The following is a 26,534-nucleotide window of genomic DNA, read 5'->3' on the forward strand; positions in this document are numbered from 1 at the left end:
CGATCTTGCTTAAGATATTACTCATGCTTGATCATAACATGGCGAATAACCGTGTAATCCTCCAGCCCATAAACCGACATATCCTTTCCATAGCCAGACTGTTTTTGCCCACCGTGCGGCATCTCGCTAACCAGCGTGAAATGGGTATTGACCCAGGTGCAACCATATTGCAGGCGAGCGCTAAAGCGATGCGCTCGCCCAACATCCCGGGTCCAGACGGAGGATGCCAGGCCGTATTTCGAATCGTTGGCCCATGCCAGCACCTGATCTTCATCATCAAATACGGTCACGCTGACCACCGGACCGAAAACTTCCCGCTGTACGATGGCATCGTCCTGCTTCGCCCCAGCAAGCAGCGTCGGGGCAAAATAGTAGCCCGAACCATCCACTTTTTTACCGCCGGTGATGACCTTAATATGGCCCAACGCTTTAGCTTCATCGACCGCTTTAGTCACGCGATCGAGATGTGCCTGCGAGCTCACTGGTCCCAGCTCGGTCGATTCATCATTCGGCGGACCAATTTTCAGGCTGGCAACGGCGGCGCCAAGTTTTTCGACCAGTGCATCATAAATGCCTTTCTGGGCATAAATTCGGCAAGCGGCGGTACAGTCTTGCCCGGCGTTGTAATAACCAAAGGTCCGCACGCCGCTCACCACTGCATCCAGATCGGCATCATCAAAAATGATCACCGGAGCTTTTCCGCCCAGTTCCATATGCGTACGCTTAATTGACGGCGCGGTGTGCTGAATAATGTGTTCACCGGTTGCAATGGAGCCGGTCAGCGAAACCATGCGCACTTTTTCATGACCGGTCAGCGGATCGCCCACCGTTTTACCGCGGCCAAACAGCACGTTAATCACGCCAGCCGGATAAATGTCTTTGGCAAATTCGGCCAATTTAAGCGCCGTCAGCGGGGTAATCTCTGACGGTTTAATCACCACGCAGTTTCCCGCAGCTAACGCTGGAGCCAGCTTCCACGCCGCCATCATCAGCGGATAGTTCCACGGCGCAATAGAAGCAACCACGCCCAGCGGATCACGGCGAATCATCGAGGTATGCCCTTCCAGATACTCACCGGCCGCCTGTCCTTGCAGGGTACGCGCCGCACCGGCGAAGAAGCGGAAAACATCGACAATAGCGGGAATTTCATCGTTGAGAACACAGTGCAGCGGTTTACCGCAGTTAAGTGATTCCAGCTCAGCGAAGGTTTGCGCGTTATCAGCAATAGCATCCGCCAGTTTCAGCAGCAGTTCAGAGCGGACTTTCGGCGTAGTTTGCCCCCAGGTGGCAAACGCGGCGTCTGCCGCACGTACAGCGGCATCAACCTGCATGGCTGACGCCTCAGCAATCTCCAGAATGAGTTCACCAGTGGCAGGGTTATAGACTGGCTGCTTTTCACCTTCACCGTTGACCAGCTCGCCATTAATCAGTAATTGATGTTGCATAGCAATTTCCCATATCGTCGTTTATTTACCGTTTCCGGCGAGAGTGTCGCCTTCACGCGTTAGCCACCAGGCCCCTAAAATTGGCAGTGTTGTCACCAGCATTACCAGCAATGCCACAACGTTGGTGACCGGCACATCCCGTGGACGGCCCAATTGATTGAGCAGCCACAGAGGAAGTGTTCTTTCATGTCCGGCGGTGAACGTTGTCACGATGATTTCATCAAACGACAAGGCAAACGCCAGCATCCCCCCCGCCAGAAGTGCCGATGCCAGGTTTGGCAGCACGACATAACGAAAGGTTTGCCAGCCATTGGCGCCAAGATCCATAGACGCTTCAACCAGACTCCATGAGGTACGGCGAAAACGCGCCACAACGTTGTTAAACACCACCACCACGCAAAACGTCGCATGGCCCACCACGATCGTGAGAAAACCCGGTTCCAGGTTGATGGTTTTAAACGCGGTCAACAGCGCAAGGCCGGTAATAATGCCCGGCAGCGCGATCGGCAACAGTAGCAACAGCGATATTGCACTTTTGCCAAAAAAGTCCCTACGCCACAGCGCGGCCGCGGCCAGCGTCCCCAGAACAAGGGCAATAGCTGTCGACAACGCAGCGATCTTAAGTGACAACGTCACAGACTCCAGAATATCGCTACGCTGCGCAGCAACGCTAAACCACTTCAGCGTTAATCCCTGGGGTGGAAAACTAAAAGCAGCCTCCTCAGTATTAAAAGCATAGGTGGCGATGATGAGGATGGGAAAGTGCAGGAAAATAACCCCGCCCCATGCCGCCAGTTTGAGTAGCCAGGGTGCGCGTTCAGAGTGCATCGAAAGCTCCCAGACGCTTCACGAACGCCAGATACAGTGCGATTAACACAATCGGCACCAGAGTAAATGCCGCCGCCATCGGCATATTGCCGATCGCCCCTTGTTGTGAATACACCATGTTGCCGATGAAATAGCCCGGCGGTCCCACCAGTTGCGGCACAATAAAGTCACCCAACGTCAGAGAGAAGGTAAAGATTGAACCCGCTGCAATGCCCGGTATCGCCAATGGAAGCACCACATAGCGGAAGGTTTGACGCGGACGCGCGCCCAAATCAGCAGAAGCCTGTAACAGCGACGGCGGAAGTCTCTCCAGCGCGGCCTGTACCGGCAGGATCATAAACGGCAGCCAGATATAGACGAACACCAGGAAACGCCCTAACCCTGAAGTCGACAGCGTATTGCCGCCTACCGCAGGCAATGTCAGGAACGAAAGCAGCAACGGCTCCAGCCCAAGGTGGGTTAAAAACCACTGCGCCACGCCGTCTTTAGCCAACAGCAGCGTCCACGCATAGGCTTTAACGATGTAGCTGGCCCACATTGGCAACATTACGGCAATGTAAAAAAAAGCCTTCATTTTGCCGCTGGTATAGCGAGCCATATACCACGCCATCGGAAACGCCAGAATCGCGCTGGCGATGGTGACTGCTACCGCCATCGTCAGAGTGCGCAAAATGATGTCGTAGTTAGCGGGATTAAACAGCGCCTGCAAATTCGCCAGCGTCAGGTCTGGTGTGACCGACATGGTGAAATCGTCGAAGGTATAAAAACCTTGCCACAACAGCGTCAGTAATGAGCCAAAGTAGACGATGCCAAACCACATCAGCGGTCCGAGGAGCAGCAAAAATAACCCCAGCCCCGGATTACGCCAGAAGTAACCTGAGATCCGGTTCAGGTTGGTCGACTGTGGAGGCGAATGTAAGACGTTCATAGCCATTCACCTCTCCTCAACCAGCGGTACCATCACGTCGCGTGACCAGGATGCCATCACCTGCTGACCTGGCGACAACGTTGACGGTAGCATTTCTCCCGTCAGGTTCGCCTGGCTAACCAGCAATTTTTCCCCTCCGGCGAGTTTTAGCTCAAACCGCGTCGCCGCCCCCTGATACTGCACCGCCTGAATAACCCCCCGGGCCTGAACTTCTCCTCCGGTATCATTCAAGCGAATGTGTTCCGGACGCAGGGAGAACATCCCCTGTAGCCCACAAACGTTCGCCGACATCGTCGCATCGAAGACATTGGACGTCCCGACGAAACTTGCCACAAACGGCGTACGTGGACGCATATACAGTTCACGCGGAGAATCTACCTGTTCAATGCGACCGTTATTAAACACCGCCACACGATCGGACATCGACAGGGCTTCCCCCTGATCGTGGGTAACAAAAATGAACGTGATGCCAAGAGATTGCTGTAATTTTTTCAGTTCCAGCTGCATCTGTTCACGCAATTTAAGATCCAATGCCCCGAGCGGCTCATCCAACAGCAGGACGCGCGGCTCATTGACCAGCGCCCTGGCAATCGCCACGCGCTGACGTTGCCCACCGGAAAGCTGCGACGGTTTACGCTCATGCACAAAACCGAGTGCGACCTTATCCAGCGCTTCACGTGCTTTCGCGTGGCGCTGTTTTTTATCGATGCCTTTGACCATCAGCCCGTAGGCGACGTTGTCGAGAATCGACATGTGCGGGAACAACGCGTAATCCTGAAATACCGTATTGACGTCCCGTTCCCAGGGCGGCAATTCGCTGGCCTGCTTACCAAAAATGGTAATTGCGCCGCCTGACAGCTGCTCAAACCCGGCAATCAGGCGCAGACAAGTGGTCTTGCCGGAGCCGGATGGCCCCAGCATAGAGAAAAACTCACCGTCGTTAATCGCAATACTTACCCCATCAACTGCACGAACATCCCCATACAAACGCGAGACGTTATGAAACTCCACTGCGTACGTCATAAAACCCCCAGTGGAATTAACGACCGCCCATAATGGCGATGTAATCCTGCGTCCAGCGACTGTAAGGAACGAATTTTCCACCTTCGGCAATCGGCGTTTTCCAGAAGGCAATTTTGTCAAAGTAGCTATAACCGTTGGTTTCACAACCCTTTTCACCCAACAGAGGGCTGGCTTTACAACCTTCAGGCACCACTGGCAGAGAACCAAACCAGGCCGCTACGTCGCCCTGTACTTTCGGGGTTAATGACCAGTTCATCCATTTGTAAGCACAAACCGGGTGTTTCGCTTCACTGTGCAGCATGGTGGTATCAGCCCATCCGGTAACCCCTTCTTTTGGGAAAACCGTGGCAATTGGCTGACCTTCGCCTTTCAAGGCGTTAGCCTGATAAGGCCAGGCGCTTGACGCCACCACGCCTTCGTTTTTGAAATCGCTCATTTGCACGGTGGTATCGTGCCAATAGCGATGGATCAGCGCGTGCTGATCGCTCAGGACTTTGATCACCGCCTGATACTGTTTTTCAGTGAGCTGATAGGGATCGGTAATACCCAACTGCGGCTGAGTGGCTTTAACGAATAACGCGGCATCGGCAATATAGATCGGGCCATCGTAGGCCTGAACGCGCCCTTTATTGCTTTTCCCATCCTCAAGTTTTTGCTCAACAAACACCACGCTCCAGCTATCCGGCGGCGTTGGAAAAATTTTGGTGTTATACATCAGCAGGTTTGGTCCCCACTGGTACGGTGTGCCGTAAACTTTTCCGCCAACGTTAAACCATTCGCCTTTTACCACACGTGGATCGATGGTTTTCCAGTTAGGGATCAGCGCGGTATTAATTGGCTGAACGCGTTTTCCCATAATCAGGCGCAGTGAGGCATCACCAGAAGCGGTAACCAGGTCGTAGCCGCCTTTTGCCATCAGGCTGACCATTTCATCAGATGTGGCTGCCGTTTTTACATTAACCGCGCAGCCGGTATCTTTCTCAAACTGTGAGACCCAGTCATATTGCTTATCGGTTTGCCCACGTTCGATATAACCCGGCCAGGCAATAATATCCAGGCGGCCTTCCGGTTTATCTAATGATGTGGGGGGTTCGGCTGCCTGCGCAGTCATCAGCGTCATACTGAGTGCGCACAGGCTACTGAGGGCAAACTGCTTGCTCATAACGTCTTACTCCTGTCTAAAAAATATTGAGCGGCAGCCTTGCCGTAAATATATGTCCTTTTCTAAAAATAGTCGGGGTGTTGTAAGCGTTCCTGCTGGCGCAAGGAAATTTAATCAGGTTGTGAGCTAACGCTCATTACGCTACAGACTCTGACCTGGGGGTAATCTTCTGGAGTATAGACAAGGAGTTAGACGCAGAGGTGGCAATAGTAATAACTATTGATATTTTGTATGGACGCACCCGATATAAATAATACCGTGGTTCAGCATTCACTATTTCGAAAATAAGAACACGCTATTCATTTATATTGAATAGCGCGTTATGGTTTATTTCATCATTTCACGAATTAATTTACCAAGCTGTTTTACGGCCTGCTCTTCGCGATCTCCCCAGTGCCATGCAGTATTAAAACGAAAAAAACGTGTCCAGCTTCCCGAGGTCGAGAACATTTTCCCCGGCGCAATACTGATGTGGTGTGCCAGCGCATGGGTACTGAGCACACCGGCATCAAGCGGTTCCGGCAGCTCCAGCCACAGAAAATAACCACTGTCGTTGTGGTGAATTTTGACTTCCGCCGGAAGATGACGCAGCAGCGTTTGCCAGGCCTGTTGTTTACGTTCCGCCAGTTGCCGACGCAAGCGCCGCAGATGCGCGTCATAGCGCCGGGTTGAAAGATAATCAACAAGGGCAAGCTGCATGGGCGAACTGGTAGATAAGGTGCTCATTAGCTGGAGTCGCTGAATACGCCGGGCATGTTTCCCTGCTGCCACCCAGCCAATACGAAATCCTGGTACCAGACACTTCGAGAAGGACGAACAATGCAGAACGCTGTCGGCGCGATCCCAGGCTTTGGCGGGCAACGGTTTTTCGCGGCCAAAGTACAGTTCGCTGTAAACATCATCTTCAATCAGTATTACGTGGTATTTTTCCAGCAAGGCAACCAGACGCGCCTTTTTCTCTGCGCTGAGCGTAAAACCCAGTGGATTTTGGCTGTTTGTCATTAGCCAGCAAGCTTTTACCGGGTACTCCTGCAACGCCTGCTCCAGCGCGGTGAGATCGATCCCCTCTTTTACGTCGGTGGCAATCGAAAGCGCCTTCAGACGTAATCGCTCCAGGGCCTGCAACGCCCCGTAAAAACAGGGGTTTTCGACAATTACCCAATCACCCGGTTCGGTGACTGCTTGCAGGCTCAGGTTGAGGGCTTCCATCGCGCCGGTGGTGATGACGATTTCGTCCGGTGAAATGGTCATCCCCTGTTGAGCATAGCGACGGGCAATGGCATGACGCAGCTCAGCATTCCCTGGTGGCAGGTTTTCAATCACGCTCATGGCGGTGGCAGTTTTACTCACCTGCGCCAACGAGCGATTCAACTGCTGAAGTGGAAACAGACGCGGGTCGGGGAATGCGGAGGCAAAGGGCATCACTGACGCATCCCGGCTGGCCTGCAACATATCAAAAATGTAGGTATTGATATCCACCGCTTCATCGCGCATGACCTGCACCTGTGGCGCAGCAAATTCACGTTCGGGGCGCGCGGCGACATAATAGCCAGACTGCGGTCGGGCAATAATCCGCCCCTGGCTTTCCAGCAACTGGTATGCGTGTCCGACGGTCATAAAACTCATTCCGCTGCTGACCACCTGCTCACGCAAGGATGGCAAGCGATCGCCTGGCTGCCATACGCCAGACGCAATTTGATCGCGAATTTGCTCTGCCAGTCGCTGGTACTTTTTCATTCTGAAAATCCGTTCAGGTAACCACCATCATGTATATCAGTTTACATAATATCTACATTTTTACTAACTGTTATGAATAGTTTTGTTTCAATGCCGAAGTTGCAGCCTGCCAAGTGAAACCTAAACTGTTATTGTCTTAAATCTCATATCCTGACTTTTCACTAAACACATTTTCAAATGCTGTGCGCAATTTGTCGGTCACCGCATCAAAATCGTTGAGTATCTCGGTGTCATTAAAACAGGTTTGAGCAGTTCCATCGGTTAGTGTTTTGATAGCATCGTTTATGCTTTTAGAGGATAAATTGAAATACTTCCCTCTCTTTATAGGGTTTTTAGGGTTAAATTTCCCATTCGCCAACTGCCAATATCGGAATAAGTATTGCGTTAAGCACAAAGGTTCGCGGAATTTCTTACTGACTGTTTCCCTCAGCAACTGTTCTTCCACCTGCCATATCTCATTGAACGTACTTTTCAAAAATGGTTGCGGAATGTGTCGACTATAAAACCCTTCGAAAAACTTTTCTTTTCGGTTAGAAAAATTTTTCAGTAGCCGCCTTTTATAACACATGCTGTAATATTTATTCTTATTTTCCTGCATCATCGCGTGCTTGCTAAAGTGGCTATTTAATATGCTGATGTTGAGAAAATCTGATGAAGCCATGATGAGATTATCTTTGTTGGTTGGAGGATTTTTCTTTAAAATCAAAAAGTCATTTGGATTTCCATTATCGAAGTAGAAATCTTCAGCCAGCGGTGCCGTAATGAACATATCATCATTAAACAAGACAAACTTGTCGCTCAAATCATTTATCTTATGAATATTAAGCTCTATCGCATTAGAGTTAAATGTAGGCAAGTACTTGTTTTCGATAAACTGTTCATGAAAAACAATGTTTAACTTTTTATGATTCACATTAAGCCATGCGGGAATCTGTCCGCATGTAACTAAATGTATCTTTCTTACCCATGGCGCATATTTTTCCACACACCTGAACCAATAATTAAAAATACCCATATCTCTAAAACGCGCCGGATGCATAGCCCCCTCATCATGGCAACCCGCCGTTTTATACTTGGCAAAACTCGCCTGCCAGGCTAAATCACTTGAGTCAACCCACAAAACGACAAAGTCGATTCCGCTCATTTTATTGTTCCAATTAATAATTTTCGGCGAATATAACAAAGTACCAATTCAATGTTTGAACTAATCAAGGCATCAATATTGAAGACTCCATCTTTTGTGAAAGCTATGGCAATTGTGCAACTGTTATGGTTAAAAAGAACTGTTCTGTTTCTGCCTTCCACTGCTCCTCAGACTTAGAATTGCGCTAAATCAATTTTGCCTGCGGAGTTAAGCATGTTCGGTCTTGACGCGTTTCACCTGGCAAGGATCCAGTTCGCGTTTACGGTATCCTTTCACATCATCTTTCCGGCTATTACTATCGGGCTCGCCAGTTATCTGGCTGTGCTGGAAGGGCTATGGCTAAAAACGAAAAATCCCATTTGGCGATCGCTGTACCATTTCTGGTCGAAAATATTCGCCGTAAATTTTGGTATGGGTGTAGTTTCCGGGCTGGTGATGGCTTATCAGTTCGGCACCAACTGGAGTGGTTTTTCCGAGTTCGCCGGGAGTATCACTGGGCCGTTACTGACCTATGAAGTATTAACCGCCTTCTTCCTCGAAGCTGGTTTCCTTGGGGTGATGTTGTTTGGCTGGAATCGGGTTGGTCCAGGACTTCATTTCTTTGCCACCTGCATGGTCGCACTGGGTACCATTATTTCAACCTTCTGGATCCTCGCCTCCAACAGCTGGATGCAGACACCGCAAGGCTATGAAATAGTTAACGGCCAGGTCGTTCCCGTCGACTGGTTCGCCGTTATTTTCAATCCTTCATTCCCCTATCGTCTGCTGCATATGTCGGTTGCCGCCTTCCTGAGTAGCGCGTTGTTTGTTGCTGCCTCGGGGGCATGGCATTTGCTGCGCGGGAATAACACACCAGCAATTCGAGCGATGTTTTCGATGGCGCTGTGGATGACATTAATCGTCGCTCCACTGCAGGCCTTGATTGGCGATATGCACGGTTTGAATACGCTGAAGCATCAGCCGGCAAAAATTGCTGCGATTGAAGGACACTGGGAAAATCGCCCCGGTGAACCGACTCCGCTGCTGCTGTTCGGCTGGCCGGATATGGAGCAGGAACGCACCCGCTATGGGCTGGAAATCCCGGCGCTGGGCAGTCTGATCCTGACCCATAGTCTGGACAAACAGGTCCCGGCCCTAAAAGAGTTTCCTAAAGAAGACAGGCCCAACTCCACCATGGTGTTCTGGTCGTTTCGCATAATGGCCGGGCTAGGCATGCTGATGATCCTGTTGGGCGCGTTTGCCCTGTGGCTGCGCTATAAGCAGCGTTTATACACCTCGCGCCCTTTTCTGCGCTTTGCCTTATGGATGGGCCCTTCCGGTCTGATTGCCATCCTTGCCGGTTGGGTGACCACTGAAGTTGGCCGTCAGCCGTGGGTGGTTTACGGTCTGCAACGTACGGCGGATGCGGTTTCTGCACATGGCGATTTACATATGAGCATCAGCCTGCTGTCCTTCTTTGTGGTGTACAGCTCAGTGTTTGGCGTGGGTTACAGCTACATGATCCGCCTGATCCGTAAAGGGCCACAGGAAGATGACCCGACTATTCCGCCAACAGGCACGCCTGCCCGGCCGCTTTCAGCCGCCGTCCTCGATTCTCAACCGGAGGCACATCGCTAATGGGTATCGATTTATCAGTTATCTGGTTTGTAATTATCGTCTTCGCCACGCTGATGTATATCGTGATGGACGGTTTTGATCTCGGGATTGGCATTTTATTCCCAGCGATTCAGGACGCTGACGACCGCGATGTTATGGTCAACAGCGTAGCCCCGGTATGGGACGGCAATGAAACCTGGCTGGTATTGGGCGGAGCCGGATTATTCGGCGCTTTCCCCCTGGCCTATGCGGTGATCGTCGATGCGCTGACCATCCCGTTGACCCTGATGCTAATCGGCCTGATTTTTCGCGGCGTCGCGTTCGAGTTTCGCTTCAAAGCCACACCGGCTCACCGACCATTCTGGGATAAAGCCTTTATTGGCGGTTCAATCCTCGCGACATTCACGCAAGGTGTCGTGGTGGGTGCCGTACTCAACGGGTTTTCCGTTACCGGACGCAGCTACAGCGGCGGTCCTTTCGACTGGTTGACCCCGTTCACGTTGTTCTGCGGCGTTGGTCTGGTCGTGGCTTACGCCCTGCTGGGGGCAACATGGCTGGTGATGAAAAGCGAAAATCCGTTGCAGGATAAAATGCGCAGTGTGGCCAAAAAACTGCTGCTGGCGATGTTGGTTGTGATTGCCATTATCAGCCTGTGGACACCACTGGCACATAGCGCGATTGCCGAGCGTTGGTTTAGCCTGCCCAACCTGTGGTTCCTGATGCCGGTTCCGCTGCTGGTTGCGCTTATCAGTCTCTGGCTGTGGCGTTCGCTGGGGCAACATAACTGCCATACGCTGCCTTTTGTATTAACGCTGGGGCTGATTTTTCTCGGGTTTAGCGGGCTGGGGATCAGTATCTGGCCACATATCATTCCACCGTCTATTACGCTCTGGCAGGCGGCGGCTCCGGCACAAAGTCAGGGCTTTATGTTGGTTGGCGCGCTGCTGATTATCCCGATAATCCTGGTGTACACCTTCTGGAGCTACTACGTTTTCCGCGGCAAAGTTCAACATGGTGAGGGGTATCATTGATGCAACAAACAATCTGGAAACGCCTGATGTGGCTGGTGATCCTCTGGGGTGGCAGCGTGCTGGCCCTCGCCGCCGTTGGTATGTTCTTTCGTCTCCTGATGACGGCCGCCGGATTTAAGTCCTGAATCTCGCCCTGATAACACCCGGTCAGCGCGCTGCACTGCCCGGGTGTTACAAATCCCAACATCGACTAAACAAAAATGTAAAAAACATCGAAATGGCAAAACAGAGATTGTCATTAACCCGATTAAAATATTGAATAGTCACCGGGCGAAATTATCGCCAATTCCGCAGCTAACGTACCAGAGGGTGCATGATGTTTAAGAAAGGGTTAACGGTGTTATTGCTGGCCAGCGCGCTTTTTTCCGGTCAACTTTTCGCTACTAATCAGGGACATGAATATCTTCAGGTGCAGGATGCCGATCATTTACTACGACACACGGCCGACAGCGATGAACTTCGAGTGACGGCGGAAGAATCCGCCGCCGATCTTCGTGAACACCATCACTGGCAAAAATCACGCAAACCCGATACACATCTGAGCTAACGATTAACCTTTGCGCTTTGGCAGTGTCTTCATCAGTTCTTCTGGACTGACCGAAGCCACGACGCTGCCCGGCAACGGCATTTTCAGAATGTGATGCTTCATCTTGCCGATTACGTGCATTTCGCACGGTCGGCAATCAAATTTCAGCGTCAGGACTTCATCGCCGTTAACCAGTTGCATCGGTGTTGCTTTCCAGCTTTTGATGTTACCTTTCGCCTGTTTCGGACACAGGTTAAAGGCGAAACGCAGGCAATGTTTGGTGATCATCACCGGCACTTCGCCCTTTTCTTCATGTGCTTCATAGGCTGCATCAATCAACTGAACGCCATAACGGTGATAAAACTCACGCGCTTTTTGGTTGTAGACGTTAGCCAGAAAACTCAAGTGCGTTTGTGGGTAAACCGGCGCTGGCAGAGATACCGGTTTGCGGCTACCGCGCTGATAGTTTTGCAGGCGCGCTGCATCCAGCATATCAACGGCTTCACGCCGGAACTGATTTAGTTGACCGTTTGGCACGAACAGCGCGCCCGGCAGATTCACCTGAATATTGCGGGCGTAGTACATCGTCTGACCAAGTTTTGCCAGTCCATCCTGTAGGTTACTCAACGCTTTTTCCGCATTGTTCGCTTCCTCAAACTGGCCGTCCAACGTATGGGTGATACTCACGCCCTCTTCACTGGTGAGCGTCAGAATCAACTGCTCCTGCCAGCCGCCGAGCTCAATATCGATCGCAACACGGCGTTCGCTGGAAGTTTTTGTTAACGCTTGCTGCCAGTTATGATCGAGGTTGCGATTCAGCGGATGATGCGGACGCACTTTGTGCAGGTCGGCGGGCATTTCATTCGGCCATACCCGATAACGATTGTTCCCCGTTTTTTCCACGGTGTTGGCGCGAAATCCAACAACCTCACGTTTGATTAACACGTTCAGGCCATCCCCGTTTGCCAGCGGTTCGGTCACTTCAACATCGAGATGATCTTTTGCCACCTTCAGGACTTCGCCGACCGGCAAACCGATAAACTTTGGTGAGTCGAATGCACCGATATCCCCTTTACGGGCATTCACAAAATAATCGGTGCTGCCGCGATGGAAGGTTTTCTCTGTGGATGGGGTAAAGAAATGTTCGGTACGTCCTGCTGATGAACGGGCCAGATCGCCGCGCTCTTCAATAATGGCGTCGAGCATCTGGCGATAATGCGCGGTAATATTCTTCACATAACTCATGTCCTTATAGCGCCCTTCAATTTTGAAGGAACGCACACCTGCGTCAATCAACGCACCCAGGTTAGCGGTCTGATCGTTATCTTTCATCGACAGCAGATGTTTTTCATAGGATACCACGCGCCCCTGATCGTCTTTCAGGGTATACGGCAGACGGCAAGCCTGGGAACAGTCGCCGCGGTTAGCGCTGCGTCCTGTTTGTGCATGTGAAATATAACACTGCCCTGAATAGGCAACGCACAGCGCACCGTGAATGAAAAACTCAATGGTCGCATCGGTAGCCTGATGGATAGCGTTAATCTGCTCAAGGCTCAGTTCGCGCGCCAGCACAATCTGGGTGAATCCCACATCGGATAGAAATTTCGCCTTCTCAACGCTGCGAATATCGCACTGGGTGCTGGCGTGCAGTTCAATCGGGGGAATATCCAGTTCCAGAATCCCCATATCCTGCACGATCAAGGCATCAACGCCGGTCTGATACAGATCGGTAATTAACCGTTGTGCGGGCTCCAGCTCATCATCATGCAAGATCGTGTTTAGCGTCACAAAGATTTTTGCCCCGTAACGATGGGCAAAAGGCACTAATTCGGCTATATCTTTCAGGCTATTACTGGCGTTATGACGCGCGCCAAAACCTGGTCCACCAATGTAAACGGCGTCTGCGCCGTGCAAAATGGCTTCGCGCGCAATGGCGGTATCCCGAGCCGGGCTTAACAATTCAAGGTGATGAGGCTGCTGGCGCATACAGTTGTTACCATCCACAAGCGGTAAAAATGGCGGTTATTGTAGTCACAAGCGCGGCGTTTCGGAATAGTTTTCCCGATTAACCGCGTGGGTAATGGATCAGCGAATGAAAATGAACCGTTTGCTCGCTACTGTTACGGTAGCTATGTGCCGTATCTCCGGCGAAACGGACACCTTCACCGGATTTAAGGGTGCGCCACTGCCCCTCAATACACATATCCAGCAGACCACTAATCACCACCACGTGCTCAATTACGCCGGTTTCATGCGGAGTAGATTCACTGAGCGCGCCGGGTGCCAGCAGTATCGAAAAATGATCGAAGCACAGTTGCGGATCCCACGGGAACAACGGTGTGACGACCATCGCCTGCTGCTGGGGATCGAATGTTAGCGTGCCGTCTGACTCTGGTGGTGAAATAAACGTTGAAAACGGGACGTTCAGTCCAGTGGCAATTTTCCACAATGTTGCCACCGTTGGACTGGATTCGTTGCGCTCAATCTGCCCCAGCATCGCTTTTGACACGCCAGTTTCCTCCGCCAGACGCGAAAGGCTCCATTCACGCTGGTGACGTAGCGTCTTGAGCGTTGTGGCCAAATAGTGGGTTAAGTTGTCCATTTTTCTCCTTCGTCGCTCTCCTTTCTCAGGGCTACAGCTTAGCACTTGTACGCTATAACGCACAGTGTTACAGTGACTGACCGTTATAACGCACGCGGAGTTGCTATGCGCACATTTTCCATCCCCCTGCCTACAGTTTTGTCGGGTTTTGTGGCGGTCCTGGTCGGCTACGCCAGTTCAGCGGCCATTATCTGGCAAGCGGCGCTCGCCGCAGGTGCGACGACCGGACAAATCGCAGGCTGGATGACCGCACTAGGGCTAGCAATGGGGGTCAGTACGCTGGCGCTGACATTGTGGTATCGCGCCCCTGTACTTACCGCATGGTCAACGCCCGGTGCCGCGCTGCTGGTGACGGGCCTGCAAGGGGTATCGATTCAGGATGCTATCGGTGTTTTTATCGTAGCTAATGCATTGATTGTGCTGTGCGGTATAACCGGGCTGTTTGCCCGCCTGATGAAAATTATTCCCCACTCGCTGGCATCGGCCATGCTGGCCGGGATCTTGCTGCGTTTTGGTTTGCAGGCGTTCAATAGCCTGAACAGTGAGCTTATCTTGTGCGGCAGCATGCTGCTGGCGTGGTTGGTACTAAAAGTAATCGCCCCACGGTATGCCGTTATCGCAGCAATGTTGGTAGGTATAGCCATCGCCCTGGTTAAAGGTGACATTGTCACCGATGGTGTTAATCTGTCACCGGTGTTGCCAGCGTTTATTGCACCACACTTTTCATTAGCCCACAGTATCAGTATTGCGCTACCGCTGTTTCTGGTCACTATGGCTTCGCAAAATGCCCCCGGTATTGCGACCATGAAAGCATCTGGATATTCGTTACCCGTTTCACCCCTGATTGTTTTTACGGGTCTGTTGGCACTGCTATTTTCGCCGTTTGGCGTCTATTCCATCTGCATCGCCGCCATAACCGCCGCAATTTGCCAAAGCCCCGAAGCCCATCCAGATGTAAATCGACGCTGGCTCGCCGCAGCGGCAGCGGGTGTCTTTTACATTCTGGCTGGGGTGTTTGGCGGTTCGGTCACAGGACTGATGGCTGCCCTGCCCGTAAGCTGGATCCAGATGCTTGCTGGTCTGGCATTACTCGGCACGATTAGCGGTAGTTTATTTCAAGCCTTACATAATGAAGCAGAACGCGATGCGGCCATCGTCACTTTTCTGGTTACGGCCAGTGGTCTGACGGTATTTGGTGTTGGGTCTGCATTCTGGGGGCTGGTCGTCGGCGGTATCTGCTACTCAGTGTTGACGTTATTTCGCCGCGCGTAGCTGCGTTGGCGTTTTACCCGTCACTTGTTTAAACCGGTTACTGAAATGGCTCGCCGAACTGAACCCACAGGCCATTGCAATATCCGACAGGCTGCGTGATGAACAACAGACCAGTTGCTGCGCCAGCGCCATACGGCGTTGCATGACGTACTGATGAGGCGCCATATTCATCGACTGGCGAAACATTCTGGCAAAATGGAATTCACTTAGCGCTGCTTCACCTGCCAGATCGCTCAACGTTATGGGATACGCCAGATGTGCTTCAATATAGGCCAGCACGTTGCGCAATGTGGCAGGCGCAAGCCCTCCGGTGACAACGGGAAGTCGCCATTGCACATTGCTGTAATGCTGGATCAGATGCGTTAACAGTAGTGAAGATGCCGCGCTAAGCGTGAGGTGATTGGCCGGTTGCTGCCAGTCGTTACCAAGCAAAAACTGACGGTAAACCGCCGTGATCCCCGGGTCACTGCCAAACGTATGCTCGTCCAGCGTGAAACTATAGGGGCTTTTGTCCCAAACTTTTTCACCCACTTCGCGCAAATGGGCGTCTGTACAATAGAGATGAACAAAGGAAAGATCGTCACGAATATCCCAACTGGACTCACTCTCCTTCGGCATCAGGCAAAAACGGTCTGGTCCCCCGCCATTCTTCCAGCCTCCCGCCGTCTTGTGGTAACTCTCGTAACCATCTGCGATGTATAAACTGAGCGTATGGTGATCGCAATATTGGGTGATGGTATCGCGTTTGTTCGACCAGGCCGCCAGTTGGATCCCTGAATGTAACGCAACCGATTCATGCAGCACGGCATTATGTTTGCGCAAGTTTTCAAAGGCACCGTAGGGCTGAGACATACCATCACATTCAAAAATAAGTTAGCAGGCTTTCAGTCTATATCAGCTACATATCGTTAACAGCTGCCTTTTCACTATTACGCAAAAAAAAGCGCAAGATTTTGCAAGTCCACCGCAAGCCGATGAAAGTCTCCTGCATTCCGTCGTGACACAGTGTAAGTCTGACGACAAAAAGAGAGAGTTGTATGAACGCACTGTTGTACTGCCTGGTGGTGGTTATTTGGGGAACGACATGGATTGCGATTTATTTGCAGCAAGGTCCGGTTTCTGCACCGGTTTCTATCTTTTGGCGCTTCGCCGTTGCCAGCTCGGTGATGATAGTGGTCCTGTTGCTAAGCGGTAAATTACGCAAACTGTCTGGTCGCGATCATCTGTTTTGTCTGTTACAGGGCGGATGCGTTTTTTGCTTCAACTTCTGGTGTTTTTATACGGCTGCGGCGTGGATTAATACCGGCCTGGAGTCGGTGATTTTCTCGATGGCCGTCCTGTTCAATGCAGTCAATAGCTTCATCTTTTTTGGGCAAAAACCACCGCTGCGCTTCTATATTGCAGCCGGTCTGGGACTGACTGGCATCGTCACCTTATTCTGGCAAGATTTGCTCAACAGCGGGTTTAATCATTCACTGTTACTGGGCATCGGTTTGAGCGCTCTGGGAACCTTCGGCTTCTCACTGGGAAATATGATCAGTCTGCGTCACCAGAAAAAAGGGTTAGAAGTGTTAACGACCAACAGCTGGGCCATGCTGTACGGCACATTGCTGATCGCGGCCATTGCGCTGGTGCGCGGCGACAACTTCACGCCACAGTGGACATTCAGCTATCTTAGCGCGCTGTTATATCTGGCTATTTTCGGCTCAGTGGTTGCCTTTGGCGCTTATTTCACGCTGGTAGGTCGCATTGGTCCCAGTAAGGCGGCATACAGCACGCTGCTGTTCCCTCTGGTGGCGCTGACGATGTCAACATTGTATGAAGGATACATCTGGCAAGTTAATGCGATTGCCGGATTGGTGTTGATCTTACTGGGAAATCTGGTGATGTTTGCCCGACCGGAAGCGCTGATGGGTAAACTACTCTATCGTCGTCGTGTGGCATAAAAAAACGCACCATCCTGAGATGGTGCGTTCATCATTTTTATTGTGGTTTTTTGTTCACATCAAACATGGAGGCATCGGTCGCCATGTCATCAACAACTTTCTTCAACGTTTCGAACGCCATCGGCGTGCTTTCGTTGTTCAGGTCTTTACCTTCACCCTTACGTACAACTTTAATCACCGGTTTATTGGTCGCTGCATCAATCAACTCACCCTCGAAATAGAGGTTGGTATCCATGGTACGGTGACCCGTCGCCATTTGCGTTCCTGCAACCAGCAGTGCAACCGGGACCACTTCATAGAACTGCAGTCCTTCTTTGCTGGTCGCAACACCGGTAATCGCTCCGCGGAAAATCAGGCTACGTGGCCCTGGGGTTGTAACCAGAGGTTTACGCTGACCGATCGCCGTTTTCAACTTCGTATTGGTATAGGTCAGTAATTGATCAAGAACCTGCTGCCCTACCTGTGTAGTAGGTTTAGGAACCGGATAATACGTTACCGGGTTATACACGATGTTGTCATATTTGGATTCGTTGTAGCTCGGATCAACCCAACGGAGTACCGTTTGTCCCGATGCTGATTTTGTTTCCTTCAGATCAGAATAATTTTTTAAAAACCCAGAATATTTCTCCGGTTCGGTCACTTTTGACGCACAGCCGGATAATGCCAACAAGCCAGTAAGCACTGCAACTTTAAATAAAGTTTGAGTACGCATGAAACGATCCCTTTAGTTTTCGCAATGATGCAAAAAAAGAATAGCAAAACAGAATCATTTTGGATGCACTAAAAATGTTCAGATACATTAAAATTGGAAAGTAACGCACATTTTTATTTCTACGTTCAGCACGAAAAAACGCTGAACGTAGAAAGAGTTAACCCAGACGGGAGAATCAAACAGTTTTACGTGCCAGCATTGTGGCAAAGCGCAGTTTAATTCGATTACCGTTTTCATCTGTACGATGAAGTTCACCTACGTCTTCGTTATATTTCAGCAGATCCCACCCGCTGTAATAACGACGTAATTCTCCAGATTTAAACGCAAACGGAAAACCAACGGTGCACGGAAAATCTTCGGTATCCATCGCCGCGACGATTAAGTTGTATCCACCCGGTTTAGTACAACGTTGCATATTCTCAATAAGGCCAGGGATTGTTTTGGCTTCAAGGAACATCAACACAACGGTAGATAGAATAAAATCGTATTCCCCCTCAAAACGCAACGCATTAAGGTCAGCGACCTTCGCGTTCAGGTTGGTCAGCCCCTCAGCCGCTTTGATGCGCTCAAGGTTAGCGATGCTCATGGGGTTTTTATCCCATGCAGTAACGTCATAGCCGTTTGCCGCCAGGTACAGGCTGTTTCGGCCGTTACCGCAGCCCAGATCTAACGTTTTACCTGGTGCAACCACTTTTGCCGCTTCAACGACATCGGAATGCGTACGGGTTAAATCATATTTTTCAGTAAAGTAGTTTTCGTCGCAAAGGGTCATTATTTATCCTCAGATTTCAGTAATGCAGCACGCTCCGTGCGGATGAGCAGTTTCCCCTGCATCAGCAATGCAAACGTACGTATCAGTAATAATGCAATGATAAAATTGGTAAAAATAAACAGTGGGATAGACAGAGTATGAAAAAATCCTGATTCACTGCCGTGCCCAAGATGCAATCCCGTTGTCGCCAACGCAGACACGCCAAACGAGAAGCTCCAGAATGACGCATTAAATGGCTGTGACAAATACCACGGCATAAGGCGTAGCATGAACAGAAGTTGCAGCAAACCATAGCCGAACAACATTTTGGCTAACGTATCCCCCTCGCCACCGTTGACGCTAAGCCAGGCGCTACAGGCGACCAGCGCGGGTGCCAACTGAATACCAAGTGAAGTCCGTAAAACCGTCGGCAGCTCGCCGCAGCTTCGTAAACGTTGCAGAATCACCGGCTCCAGGCTGAGCCATGAAAATACCCCGGCGCCCAAAAACACCAATCCGGCATCGTTGAACCCAAGTGCACCACAGGCCATGGCGCTGATAAAGTTATTGGCAACTGTCGGCAGATACAGACCCGGGGTGGTGGCCTCTTCCGGATGCTCCCCACGCCACAGCCCTGCCGTTTGCCAGGCGGCGTATGAGAGCTGTATCACCACACCAATGCTGAACAATCCTAACGCCAGCGGTCGATACCACGGTACAAAACCAATCGCGACCAGCATCGTTGTTGCTGGAAACAGACTGACAAAACTGCTCATCACCGGATGACGAATTTCCGCCAGTACGCTGTGCGGAAAACGTAGTAAGCGATTCACAAATGCCAGCGTCAGCAATCCCCAGATGAGCATCGCAAGGATGACTAAGCCATCACCAATCCAGTGGCTCACCGGCCACACCTGGCTGGCGTAACGCCACGCAAATCCCATCCCAATTGTACCCAGTACCATGCCAAAATAACCGGCCGGAAGATTGAGGACCCGTTCACTCTGTTTGTTCTTACTCATTTTGTTTATTTTTTAAAGTATATTTGAAATGCATTTTATGGAATATCTGCCGGTTTAGCCAGTGCAGAAAACTTTGCTACGTTTAACTAAGGTGCGCAACATGGAAATGAGCTATGACCAAATACCGTCTAAGCGATGAATCTCGCTCCTTTAGTTACCAGGATAATGGCAATAAAAAAAGTGTATTACTACGCCAAATCATCGCACTCATTGATTTTAATGATGTTAGATCCGGTACGCTCGGTGGCTGGATTGATGATGAAAGCGTTCTGTCGCAAAGCGGTAATTGCTGGATATACGATGAGAATGCGCTCGCGTTTTCCGGCGCGACGATAACCGGAGACGCCCGTATTACACAGGCAAGCGTGGTCAGAGATGGCGCGCAGATTGGTGATGCCGTCTGGATTGACCGAGCAGAAATCAGCCATAACGCGCAAATACGTGACAACGTCACTATTCAGGATTCTGTTGTTCGCGGTGAGTGCCTCATCTGCGGTGATGCACGCATTGTGTGTGACTCTGAAATCATTGCAGCCAGAGGGTTAACCCGTGAAAGCGACCAGCTCCTGCAAATTTACGAGCGGGCGGCAGTCAGCAATTCACGCGTGGTGCATCAGGCGCAAATCTATGGCGATGCGATGATCAATTATGCCTTTATAGAACATCGGGCTGAAGTTTTTGATTTTGCACGGATAGAAGGCAACGAAGAGAATAATGTCTGGATCTGCGATTGCGCCAAAGTCTATGGGCATGCACGCGTCATCGCCGGAACGGATGAAGACGCCATTCCTACCCTGCGCTACAGCTCGCAGGTGGCGGAACACGCGGTGGTCGAAGGTAACTGCGTGCTGAAACACCACGTGCTGGTTGGGGGGCATGCGCAATTACGTGGCGGACCGCTCCAGCTTGACGGTCACATCCTGATTGAAGGCTATGCCTGTATTCTGGGTGAAGTGCTGATCGAGCATCATATTGAGATAACCGATCAGGCCCAAGTTGAAGCCTTTGATGGCGATGCAATCCATCTGCGCGGGCCAAAAGTGATCAACGGCGAACAACGTATCACGCGCACCCCTATCGCCGGTTTATTCTGAAGAGCCATCAATGATGCGGGCGTAGAGATTCACGTCATGGTAATCGTCATTAAGGAACTCCGCCTGTTGCATACATCCTTCCAGTCGGAAACCATTGCGCAGTGCAACCTGGTTGCTCTCAACGTTATCTACACGACATTTAATCACGAAGCGGCGAATCTCCTGGCGCTGCGCATAATGATGAATCATTGCCTGTAGCGCCTGAGACAGAATGCCTTTGCCCTGGTGCTCTTCACCCAGCCAATAACCAATATAAGCGGCTTTGTTCAGCGGCTCTATCTGGTTAAACGAGATAACGCCAGCCACCTCCCCTTGTTCGAAAATAAGGAACATTTTGGCGTAGCCGCGCTGGTGCAACATCATATTCCCCTGCACGTTCTTACGCGTGTCGTCCTCAGATTCGACAAACTGCGGCCAGTTCAGTGACTGTTGGAGCCAGGTTTTATTTTTAAGCACCAACTGATGCAGAGGGGTGACGTGTTGTTCTTCTACCGCCCGCAGTTCCAGCGCGTCACTAACGATAATTATTTCTGACATGTTTATCTCCTTTGCGATCGTAAACGGGGCATTTCTGACTGGCAGTAGCCGATATTACTCTGTTTAGCACCGAGGATGTCTTATTTTTATGCTGTAACAGCAATCACTTAGAAAGAATCTCTGGCGTGGAACCCGTTACTCTGGTGATCCGGGTATCCCCTCATGGATAGACCGTAATGATGACAATAACACTTTCATTCTATTGCTAAGGAGCAAGCATGGCAGCACCTTTGGGTCGTTTAGCACTTATTCCGCTTTTACTGATTACCGCCTGTCACCAACCTGTTTCCACCACGCAAGCGGGCCCCGTTCCCTTTGCCGTCAATAAGCAACAGGTCGTGGATAATACCACGCTGGAAATTTCCCGTAGTGCGCTGGAATATAACATTCATAAAGTTCAGCAACTGCTGGGAGATAAAACCCGGATGTGCGCCATTCTTAAAGGCGACGCGTATGGCCACGATCTCTCACTGGTAACGCCAGTGATGATGCAAAACGGCGTACAATGTATTGGCATCGCCAGCAACGAGGAGATTAGTACCGTTCGCCAGTCAGGCTATACATCGCAGCTCATGCGCGTGCGTAACGCGACGGAAAAAGAGATGCGCCAGGCGGCGGATTTCGATACCGAAGAGCTTATTGGTAATCTGGATATGGCTAAGCGTCTAAGTGCAATCGCTCAAGAGAAAGGTAAAACTATTCGTATCCATCTGGCGCTGAACTCTGGCGGTATGTCGCGTAACGGTCTGGAAGTCAGTACCGCTGCAGGTCTGGAAGAAGCACGCGCTATTTCCGCATTACCCGGCCTGAAAATTGTCGGCATCATGTCGCATTTCCCGGAAGAAGATGCGGCTGTGGTAAAACGCGATCTGGCCCGTTTCAATACGCAATCAGCCCAGGTACTGAAAATTACCGGGCTTATGCGCGAAGATGTCACCCTGCATGTCGCGAATACGTTCGCTACCCTGGCCGTTCCAGAATCCTGGCTCGACATGGTGCGTGTTGGCGGTATTTTCTATGGCGATACCATCGCCAGCACCGAATACAAACGCGTCATGACGTTTAAATCTGCCATCGCGTCGGTAAACCATTACCCCAAAGGAAACACCGTCGGGTATGACAGAACCTATACCCTTAAACGTGATTCCGTTCTGGCCAATATCCCTACAGGTTATGCCGATGGTTATCGGCGTGTGTTCAGTAATGCGGGGCACGTGCTGATCCGCGGCCAGCGGGTTCCGGTACTGGGTAAAACATCCATGAATACCGTGATCGTCGATGTAACCGATTTGCCGCATGTTGCATCCGGTGATGAAGTGGTGTTGTTCGGTAAACAGGGAAATGCGCAGGTTAGTGCAGAAGAAGTCGAAGAAATTAGCGGCGCGTTGTTCACTGAAATGTCGATCCTCTGGGGGGCGACGAACAAACGCGTGATGGTCGATTAACACCTAAAAACAGGAAGGGCTTCCGTTTCTCGCAGGAAGCCCTTTTACACAGCAAGCGCCGTTCTACTTAGCTCTCACTGACACTCTCTTTTTGCAATATTTTGAGCAGATCTTCCTTCAGGTGGAGTTTCTGTTTCTTAAGACGAACAATGTCCAAACTATACCCCCGACCATCCGAACCTTCCAGTCTGGAGATCTCATGATCAAGGCTGTTGTGTTTTTCGAATAAGGACAGAAAGCGAGGGTTCTCGGATTTCAGTCGGGAAATAAGGTCTCTGTATTCTGGAAACATACTTTCTCCCTGTTAGTGGACAAGAACGTGTATAAGAAATACACACCCACAGAGTACCCATTTGCCATACAGAAAAATGCGAACAGGATCGAGTAAATAGTGTACAGAGTCGTTATGAGGATGAATGCAGATACGGCTCCCCATCAGGAGAGCCGTAAAGGGCGTGATTAACGCATCTCGCGGTCGTCAACGTACTGACGTTTATCCGGCGCTGGCGGGAAGTACTGATACAGCCAGGTTTCGCTGATGGCGTCACCCTGACAACGCAGGAACATACGCATATCTACCGGATCGGTTGAGTCAGAAGTCGGATACCAGTCAAACTGAATGCGATAACCGTCGATAGGCTCCACGTAGAGGATCTCAATCTGTTTCGCTTCACCGCTGGAGAGCGTAATCACCGGTTCAATGCCTTTCGGCGCAGCCGCTTTTAGATCGCCACCAACGAAGTCAACGGCAAAACGACGCGCCCATTTTTCCGGGTAATGCTCGCCCGGTGCCCATCCTTCCGGGAAACCGCCCATGCCTGTCCGGGTCGCCATCACGCGAGCCAACGGTGAACGCACCGGCGGCTGAGCGCTCCAGTACAGGCGATATTTGAATTCCAGCTCATCCCCGGCTTTGATCTTCTTGTCCGGCTGCCAGAAGCAGACAACGTTATCCAGCGTTTCGCCGGTCGTCGGGATCTCCATCAGACCAATGGTCCCCTTGCCCCACTGGTTGCGCGGTTCGACCCACAGGCTTGGGCGCTTGTTATACCAGCCCATGATGTCCTGATAATGGGAGAAGTCGCGATCGAGTTGCAGCAAGCCAAATCCTTTCGGGTTGTTATCGGTATAGGCGTTGAACTGCAGCTTTTGCGGGTTATTCAGCGGACGGCAGATCCACTCGCCATTGCCCCGCCACATCGCCAGACGATCGGAGTCATGGATTTGCGGGTGAATAGTGTCGCACATCCGACGCTCGTTGTTGCCGCAGCTGAACATGCTGGTCATCGGCGCAATGCCGAGCTGCTTGATGTCTTTGCGCGCATAGATGCGGTTTTGTACATCCATAATCACCTGCGTTTTCTCGCAGTGGATCACGAACTTGAATGCGCCGGTTACGCTTGGGCTGTCGAGAAGCGCATACACGGTAAAAGAGGTTGCGCCCGGTTTAACCGTTTCAAACCAGAAAGAGGTGAAATCAGGAAACTCTTCTTTGCTGTCGGTGTAGGTATCTACCGCCAGACCACGAGCCGATAAACCGTACTGATAGGTGTCATCCACGGCGCGGAAATAGCTGGCGCCCAGGAAAGAAACGACATCGCGGCGGGCCAGTTCTGGCGCTTTAAACACGCGGAATCCAGCGAATCCGAGGTCAGTCTGCCCTTCCAATTGTTTGGTATCCACACCCGCGTCGTTGTATTTAAACAGTTCCGGACGGAAGTGAATTTCACGCGCCATATGCGTACTACCATCAACCGAGAACATGCGTACACGGCGACGGAAGCCCATTCCCACGTGGAAGAACTGCGCATCAAGCTGACGATTTTCAACATTGTTCCACAGAGACTGCTCTGCGTCATATTGAATGCTGTTGTAGGCCTGCGGCGTCAGTTTCGCCAGCGTGTCCGGTAACGCGCGCGGTGCGCCGCCCCAGGGCTTCTGTGCTAAGTCATGGGCCATCGATTGCAGAACGGAAAAATCAAAACGTACGGTTTTTCCGTCTGCAATGTCAGACTCTGCCGCAAAGGCGGCGCGGGAAAAGAGTGATGCAATACCACTGGTTCCGCACACGGCGGCCATTGCCATTGAACCTTTAATAAATCGTCTGCGATTCATGCCTGAAAGTGAGTCCTTCTGGTCGTGTAAATGGTCCCGCGCCGGTCAAAATCAGCGGCAAGAGAGTGCACATTTCTGACCGCTCACTCTAGACAAAATTCATTAATAATCCAATTGTTGGTCGCCGATTATCTGTACAAAATCGAAAATATTTTATGTCGATGGGAACAGACCGAATCCCATGTAAATTCCGTTAAAGTAAACCACACCGACGTTTACTTCGCTCTTGAGCCTCCTGATACAGCGCAAACTCATCATAAACCGCGCAACCCAGCGCCTGTTCAAACGCGTCGCGGCTGGAATTTCCGTGGCTGCGAGCCTGTGTTTCATTACCCAAATTGGACTGGAAAATTCCTGCGGCGCTCACCGGTAAAAAATCTTCGTAGGTGATGGGTTGCGCAACCAGCCAGCCCCGTTCAATAAGCGGCTGCGGATCGTCATCAGGGCGAATCGCCTGCCGATGCGCTTCACCCGATGGCGTCAGACGATAGCGGAACCAGGCTAGCCCCTGCTGGCGCAGCAGGAATTCGCTGTCCGGGAAGGCTTTAAACACCTCCTGAAGATGTAGCTGGTGCGTCAGATTGTCTTTCCCCGTTCCCGCTTTATTCAGCAATTCGTCGTACAACGCCCTACCTTTCGGCGTCAGGGCCACGCCGCGCTGTTCGATCTCACCAAAACGTGCCGTGTGAGTGCCGCGCATTTCACCGGCAAACAACACCGGTTCTTCCAGCGCTTTGAAACTGGTCTGACGCAATAAAATGGGCACCTCGCGGCGCGGCGGCCCTTCAATCAGTATTTTCGGTTCAATGCCGCATTCCGGCATCATCGACTGCACCCGGTCAATATCCAGCGTTCGCGGTGTCAGATGGTTGATATGACAACCGGGGAAGCACACTACATCAGCAATCAGCCGGTGTTCGTTATGTAATGCGTGATAGGTCTCTTCATCGACCGTGGCGTGCTGATGCCAGCGGAATGTTTCCAGCGCTTCATGCACAAATTCTTGCGCCTGTTCAGATGTAAAACTGCCCTGCGCATCAAATTCATCCAGCAGTTCGTGGCAACGGTGAGTGAAAATATCGCGTTTCGCGAGGATCTCAGCGGCTTTTTGCCGCAGCACGGCGTTTTCGATTAGTTCGAGCCGTAATAACGAGGTGAATACCCGAAACGGGTTGCGCGATAGCGAGGCATCGTCGATGGGACGAAAGGCTGTAGAATGTACGGGGACGCCCGCCTGGGAGAGATCGTAATAACTCACCGGATACATGCCCATAACGGCAAACATCCGGCGCAGCGTAGAAAGCTCCTGCGCGGTACCCACTCGAATGGCGCCATGACGCTCAACGTTTAGCCGGGCCAGTTCATCCGCATTCGCCAGTTTTTCATGCAGCGTCGGATTATTTTCCAGTACCGCCAGATTCACATCAGCGACAAGTTCCAGCAACGTGCCATACTGCGGGACTTCCTGCTGGTACATTGCTGACATTGCCTGCGAAAATTGTTCCCGAATCTCATCTGCCGTGATGGTGTTCGCCATAATGTCATGCCTCCAGTGAATATTACCTGGAGTGTAGAAAACGCCGCTGACTCCGGTGGGAAGAATTTACAAAGTGTGACC

Annotated in this window: 25 protein-coding genes; 8 read left to right on the forward strand and 17 right to left on the reverse strand. The window is 51.2% G+C overall.

What is annotated here, in order from left to right:
- Positions 1 to 17: 17 nt before the first annotated feature.
- The 7 genes from patD to C2U43_RS12885 form a co-directional block, all read right to left on the reverse strand.
- Positions 18 to 1,445, reverse strand: a complete 1,428-nt coding sequence (gene patD / locus C2U43_RS12855; protein WP_003833127.1) for an aminobutyraldehyde dehydrogenase — start codon at positions 1,443 to 1,445, stop codon at positions 18 to 20.
- 21 nt (positions 1,446 to 1,466) lie between these two features.
- Entirely contained in the window at positions 1,467 to 2,273 is an 807-nt protein-coding gene (locus C2U43_RS12860; protein ID WP_003020204.1) for an ABC transporter permease, read from the reverse strand.
- Positions 2,263 to 3,207: an ABC transporter permease gene (locus tag C2U43_RS12865; protein WP_003833133.1), complete on the reverse strand. Its 945-nt coding sequence runs from the start codon at positions 3,205 to 3,207 to the stop codon at positions 2,263 to 2,265. Before C2U43_RS12865 ends, C2U43_RS12860 begins: the two co-directional genes overlap by 11 nt.
- Positions 3,208 to 4,224, reverse strand: coding sequence for an ABC transporter ATP-binding protein (locus C2U43_RS12870; RefSeq protein ID WP_048235324.1), 1,017 nt, complete (start codon positions 4,222 to 4,224; stop codon positions 3,208 to 3,210).
- A gap of 16 nt (positions 4,225 to 4,240) precedes the next feature.
- Entirely contained in the window at positions 4,241 to 5,386 is a 1,146-nt protein-coding gene (gene ydcS, locus C2U43_RS12875) for a putative ABC transporter substrate-binding protein YdcS (RefSeq protein WP_008784842.1), read from the reverse strand.
- Between the two features lie 327 nt (positions 5,387 to 5,713).
- The gene (locus C2U43_RS12880) at positions 5,714 to 7,123 is read right to left on the reverse strand and encodes an aminotransferase-like domain-containing protein (protein ID WP_008784843.1); all 1,410 of its coding nucleotides are present in this window, start codon (positions 7,121 to 7,123) and stop codon (positions 5,714 to 5,716) included.
- Positions 7,124 to 7,259: 136 nt separating this feature from the next.
- Positions 7,260 to 8,267, reverse strand: coding sequence for a Stealth CR1 domain-containing protein (locus C2U43_RS12885; protein ID WP_071446663.1), 1,008 nt, complete (start codon positions 8,265 to 8,267; stop codon positions 7,260 to 7,262).
- Positions 8,268 to 8,480: 213 nt separating this feature from the next.
- On the opposite strand from C2U43_RS12885, the gene C2U43_RS12890 reads away from it, so the two are divergent.
- From C2U43_RS12890 to C2U43_RS12905, 4 genes are all read left to right on the forward strand, one after another.
- Positions 8,481 to 9,884 (forward strand): cytochrome ubiquinol oxidase subunit I, encoded by a 1,404-nt coding sequence (locus tag C2U43_RS12890; protein ID WP_048214148.1) that lies wholly within the window; start codon positions 8,481 to 8,483, stop codon positions 9,882 to 9,884.
- Positions 9,884 to 10,894, forward strand: coding sequence for a cytochrome d ubiquinol oxidase subunit II (gene cydB, locus C2U43_RS12895; RefSeq protein ID WP_103285248.1), 1,011 nt, complete (start codon positions 9,884 to 9,886; stop codon positions 10,892 to 10,894). The genes C2U43_RS12890 and cydB overlap by 1 nt, the downstream gene beginning before the upstream one ends.
- Positions 10,894 to 11,019, forward strand: a complete 126-nt coding sequence (locus tag C2U43_RS12900) for a DUF2474 domain-containing protein (RefSeq protein WP_003020230.1) — start codon at positions 10,894 to 10,896, stop codon at positions 11,017 to 11,019. Before cydB ends, C2U43_RS12900 begins: the two co-directional genes overlap by 1 nt.
- A gap of 191 nt (positions 11,020 to 11,210) precedes the next feature.
- Complete coding sequence (locus tag C2U43_RS12905) at positions 11,211 to 11,441, forward strand: DUF2554 family protein (protein ID WP_003020233.1); 231 nt, start codon at positions 11,211 to 11,213, stop codon at positions 11,439 to 11,441.
- A gap of 3 nt (positions 11,442 to 11,444) precedes the next feature.
- On the opposite strand, the gene rlhA is transcribed toward C2U43_RS12905, so the two are convergent.
- The gene (rlhA, locus tag C2U43_RS12910; RefSeq protein ID WP_103285249.1) at positions 11,445 to 13,406 is read right to left on the reverse strand and encodes a 23S rRNA 5-hydroxycytidine C2501 synthase; all 1,962 of its coding nucleotides are present in this window, start codon (positions 13,404 to 13,406) and stop codon (positions 11,445 to 11,447) included.
- Positions 13,407 to 13,485: 79 nt separating this feature from the next.
- The gene (locus C2U43_RS12915; protein ID WP_048227578.1) at positions 13,486 to 14,022 is read right to left on the reverse strand and encodes a helix-turn-helix domain-containing protein; all 537 of its coding nucleotides are present in this window, start codon (positions 14,020 to 14,022) and stop codon (positions 13,486 to 13,488) included.
- A 105-nt stretch (positions 14,023 to 14,127) separates the two neighbouring features.
- On the opposite strand from C2U43_RS12915, the gene C2U43_RS12920 reads away from it, so the two are divergent.
- Positions 14,128 to 15,294 carry a benzoate/H(+) symporter BenE family transporter gene (locus tag C2U43_RS12920; RefSeq protein ID WP_153687272.1) on the forward strand — a complete coding sequence of 389 codons (1,167 nt, stop codon included), beginning with the start codon at positions 14,128 to 14,130 and terminating at the stop codon, positions 15,292 to 15,294.
- On the opposite strand, the gene C2U43_RS12925 is transcribed toward C2U43_RS12920, so the two are convergent.
- Positions 15,277 to 16,146: an AraC family transcriptional regulator gene (locus C2U43_RS12925; RefSeq protein WP_048214144.1), complete on the reverse strand. Its 870-nt coding sequence runs from the start codon at positions 16,144 to 16,146 to the stop codon at positions 15,277 to 15,279. The two genes, C2U43_RS12920 and C2U43_RS12925, sit on opposite strands and share 18 nt — an antisense overlap.
- 185 nt (positions 16,147 to 16,331) lie before the next feature.
- On the opposite strand from C2U43_RS12925, the gene C2U43_RS12930 reads away from it, so the two are divergent.
- Positions 16,332 to 17,240 carry a DMT family transporter gene (locus C2U43_RS12930; protein ID WP_103285251.1) on the forward strand — a complete coding sequence of 303 codons (909 nt, stop codon included), beginning with the start codon at positions 16,332 to 16,334 and terminating at the stop codon, positions 17,238 to 17,240.
- Between the two features lie 37 nt (positions 17,241 to 17,277).
- Here C2U43_RS12930 and C2U43_RS12935 read toward each other — a convergent pair whose 3' ends face one another.
- The 3 genes from C2U43_RS12935 to tehA form a co-directional block, all read right to left on the reverse strand.
- Entirely contained in the window at positions 17,278 to 17,952 is a 675-nt protein-coding gene (locus C2U43_RS12935; RefSeq protein WP_103285252.1) for a DUF3313 domain-containing protein, read from the reverse strand.
- A gap of 175 nt (positions 17,953 to 18,127) precedes the next feature.
- Entirely contained in the window at positions 18,128 to 18,724 is a 597-nt protein-coding gene (gene tehB / locus C2U43_RS12940; RefSeq protein ID WP_103285253.1) for a tellurite resistance methyltransferase TehB, read from the reverse strand.
- Positions 18,724 to 19,725 carry a dicarboxylate transporter/tellurite-resistance protein TehA gene (gene tehA / locus C2U43_RS12945; RefSeq protein ID WP_103285254.1) on the reverse strand — a complete coding sequence of 334 codons (1,002 nt, stop codon included), beginning with the start codon at positions 19,723 to 19,725 and terminating at the stop codon, positions 18,724 to 18,726. Before tehA ends, tehB begins: the two co-directional genes overlap by 1 nt.
- 113 nt (positions 19,726 to 19,838) lie before the next feature.
- On the opposite strand from tehA, the gene ydcK reads away from it, so the two are divergent.
- The gene (gene ydcK, locus C2U43_RS12950; RefSeq protein ID WP_008784855.1) at positions 19,839 to 20,819 is read left to right on the forward strand and encodes a YdcK family protein; all 981 of its coding nucleotides are present in this window, start codon (positions 19,839 to 19,841) and stop codon (positions 20,817 to 20,819) included.
- On the opposite strand, the gene rimL is transcribed toward ydcK, so the two are convergent.
- On the reverse strand, positions 20,811 to 21,356 hold the full coding sequence (gene rimL / locus C2U43_RS12955; RefSeq protein ID WP_103285255.1) for a 50S ribosomal protein L7/L12-serine acetyltransferase: 546 nt from the start codon (positions 21,354 to 21,356) through the stop codon (positions 20,811 to 20,813). The genes ydcK and rimL overlap by 9 nt on opposite strands.
- 218 nt (positions 21,357 to 21,574) lie before the next feature.
- On the opposite strand from rimL, the gene alr reads away from it, so the two are divergent.
- Positions 21,575 to 22,801 (forward strand): alanine racemase, encoded by a 1,227-nt coding sequence (gene alr, locus C2U43_RS12960; RefSeq protein ID WP_103285256.1) that lies wholly within the window; start codon positions 21,575 to 21,577, stop codon positions 22,799 to 22,801.
- 67 nt (positions 22,802 to 22,868) lie between these two features.
- On the opposite strand, the gene C2U43_RS12965 is transcribed toward alr, so the two are convergent.
- The 3 genes from C2U43_RS12965 to hglS all read right to left on the reverse strand — a co-directional run bounded on the left by C2U43_RS12965 (position 22,869) and on the right by hglS (position 26,453).
- Positions 22,869 to 23,093 carry a YdcH family protein gene (locus tag C2U43_RS12965; RefSeq protein ID WP_003833168.1) on the reverse strand — a complete coding sequence of 75 codons (225 nt, stop codon included), beginning with the start codon at positions 23,091 to 23,093 and terminating at the stop codon, positions 22,869 to 22,871.
- A gap of 167 nt (positions 23,094 to 23,260) precedes the next feature.
- Positions 23,261 to 24,916 carry a glucan biosynthesis protein D gene (locus C2U43_RS12975; protein ID WP_103285257.1) on the reverse strand — a complete coding sequence of 552 codons (1,656 nt, stop codon included), beginning with the start codon at positions 24,914 to 24,916 and terminating at the stop codon, positions 23,261 to 23,263.
- 193 nt (positions 24,917 to 25,109) lie between these two features.
- Complete coding sequence (gene hglS / locus C2U43_RS12980; RefSeq protein ID WP_103285258.1) at positions 25,110 to 26,453, reverse strand: 2-oxoadipate dioxygenase/decarboxylase HglS; 1,344 nt, start codon at positions 26,451 to 26,453, stop codon at positions 25,110 to 25,112.
- Between the last annotated feature and the right edge of the window lie 81 nt (positions 26,454 to 26,534).

It is taken from the genome of Citrobacter freundii complex sp. CFNIH9, from assembly GCF_002903305.1.
Taxonomy (GTDB): Bacteria; Pseudomonadota; Gammaproteobacteria; order Enterobacterales; family Enterobacteriaceae; genus Citrobacter; species Citrobacter portucalensis.

What these genes read in the sequence shown, in the direction of transcription:
- C2U43_RS12865 (WP_003833133.1), bottom strand. Translation starts at nt 3,207, where the DNA reads ATGGCTATGAACGTCTTACATTCGCCTCCACAGTCGACCAACCTGAAC.
- C2U43_RS12905 (WP_003020233.1), top strand. Translation starts at nt 11,211, where the DNA reads ATGTTTAAGAAAGGGTTAACGGTGTTATTGCTGGCCAGCGCGCTTTTT.
- ydcS (WP_008784842.1), bottom strand. Translation starts at nt 5,386, where the DNA reads ATGAGCAAGCAGTTTGCCCTCAGTAGCCTGTGCGCACTCAGTATGACG.
- C2U43_RS12890 (WP_048214148.1), top strand. Translation starts at nt 8,481, where the DNA reads ATGTTCGGTCTTGACGCGTTTCACCTGGCAAGGATCCAGTTCGCGTTT.
- cydB (WP_103285248.1), top strand. Translation starts at nt 9,884, where the DNA reads ATGGGTATCGATTTATCAGTTATCTGGTTTGTAATTATCGTCTTCGCC.
- C2U43_RS12870 (WP_048235324.1), bottom strand. Translation starts at nt 4,224, where the DNA reads ATGACGTACGCAGTGGAGTTTCATAACGTCTCGCGTTTGTATGGGGAT.
- rlhA (WP_103285249.1), bottom strand. Translation starts at nt 13,406, where the DNA reads ATGCGCCAGCAGCCTCATCACCTTGAATTGTTAAGCCCGGCTCGGGAT.
- tehA (WP_103285254.1), bottom strand. Translation starts at nt 19,725, where the DNA reads ATGAGTAAGAACAAACAGAGTGAACGGGTCCTCAATCTTCCGGCCGGT.
- patD (WP_003833127.1), bottom strand. Translation starts at nt 1,445, where the DNA reads ATGCAACATCAATTACTGATTAATGGCGAGCTGGTCAACGGTGAAGGT.
- C2U43_RS12920 (WP_153687272.1), top strand. Translation starts at nt 14,128, where the DNA reads ATGCGCACATTTTCCATCCCCCTGCCTACAGTTTTGTCGGGTTTTGTG.
- C2U43_RS12880 (WP_008784843.1), bottom strand. Translation starts at nt 7,123, where the DNA reads ATGAAAAAGTACCAGCGACTGGCAGAGCAAATTCGCGATCAAATTGCG.
- rimL (WP_103285255.1), bottom strand. Translation starts at nt 21,356, where the DNA reads ATGTCAGAAATAATTATCGTTAGTGACGCGCTGGAACTGCGGGCGGTA.
- hglS (WP_103285258.1), bottom strand. Translation starts at nt 26,453, where the DNA reads ATGGCGAACACCATCACGGCAGATGAGATTCGGGAACAATTTTCGCAG.
- C2U43_RS12915 (WP_048227578.1), bottom strand. Translation starts at nt 14,022, where the DNA reads ATGGACAACTTAACCCACTATTTGGCCACAACGCTCAAGACGCTACGT.
- C2U43_RS12975 (WP_103285257.1), bottom strand. Translation starts at nt 24,916, where the DNA reads ATGAATCGCAGACGATTTATTAAAGGTTCAATGGCAATGGCCGCCGTG.
- tehB (WP_103285253.1), bottom strand. Translation starts at nt 18,724, where the DNA reads ATGACCCTTTGCGACGAAAACTACTTTACTGAAAAATATGATTTAACC.
- C2U43_RS12900 (WP_003020230.1), top strand. Translation starts at nt 10,894, where the DNA reads ATGCAACAAACAATCTGGAAACGCCTGATGTGGCTGGTGATCCTCTGG.
- C2U43_RS12935 (WP_103285252.1), bottom strand. Translation starts at nt 17,952, where the DNA reads ATGCGTACTCAAACTTTATTTAAAGTTGCAGTGCTTACTGGCTTGTTG.
- C2U43_RS12860 (WP_003020204.1), bottom strand. Translation starts at nt 2,273, where the DNA reads ATGCACTCTGAACGCGCACCCTGGCTACTCAAACTGGCGGCATGGGGC.
- C2U43_RS12965 (WP_003833168.1), bottom strand. Translation starts at nt 23,093, where the DNA reads ATGTTTCCAGAATACAGAGACCTTATTTCCCGACTGAAATCCGAGAAC.
- C2U43_RS12885 (WP_071446663.1), bottom strand. Translation starts at nt 8,267, where the DNA reads ATGAGCGGAATCGACTTTGTCGTTTTGTGGGTTGACTCAAGTGATTTA.
- C2U43_RS12925 (WP_048214144.1), bottom strand. Translation starts at nt 16,146, where the DNA reads ATGTCTCAGCCCTACGGTGCCTTTGAAAACTTGCGCAAACATAATGCC.
- ydcK (WP_008784855.1), top strand. Translation starts at nt 19,839, where the DNA reads ATGACCAAATACCGTCTAAGCGATGAATCTCGCTCCTTTAGTTACCAG.
- alr (WP_103285256.1), top strand. Translation starts at nt 21,575, where the DNA reads ATGGCAGCACCTTTGGGTCGTTTAGCACTTATTCCGCTTTTACTGATT.
- C2U43_RS12930 (WP_103285251.1), top strand. Translation starts at nt 16,332, where the DNA reads ATGAACGCACTGTTGTACTGCCTGGTGGTGGTTATTTGGGGAACGACA.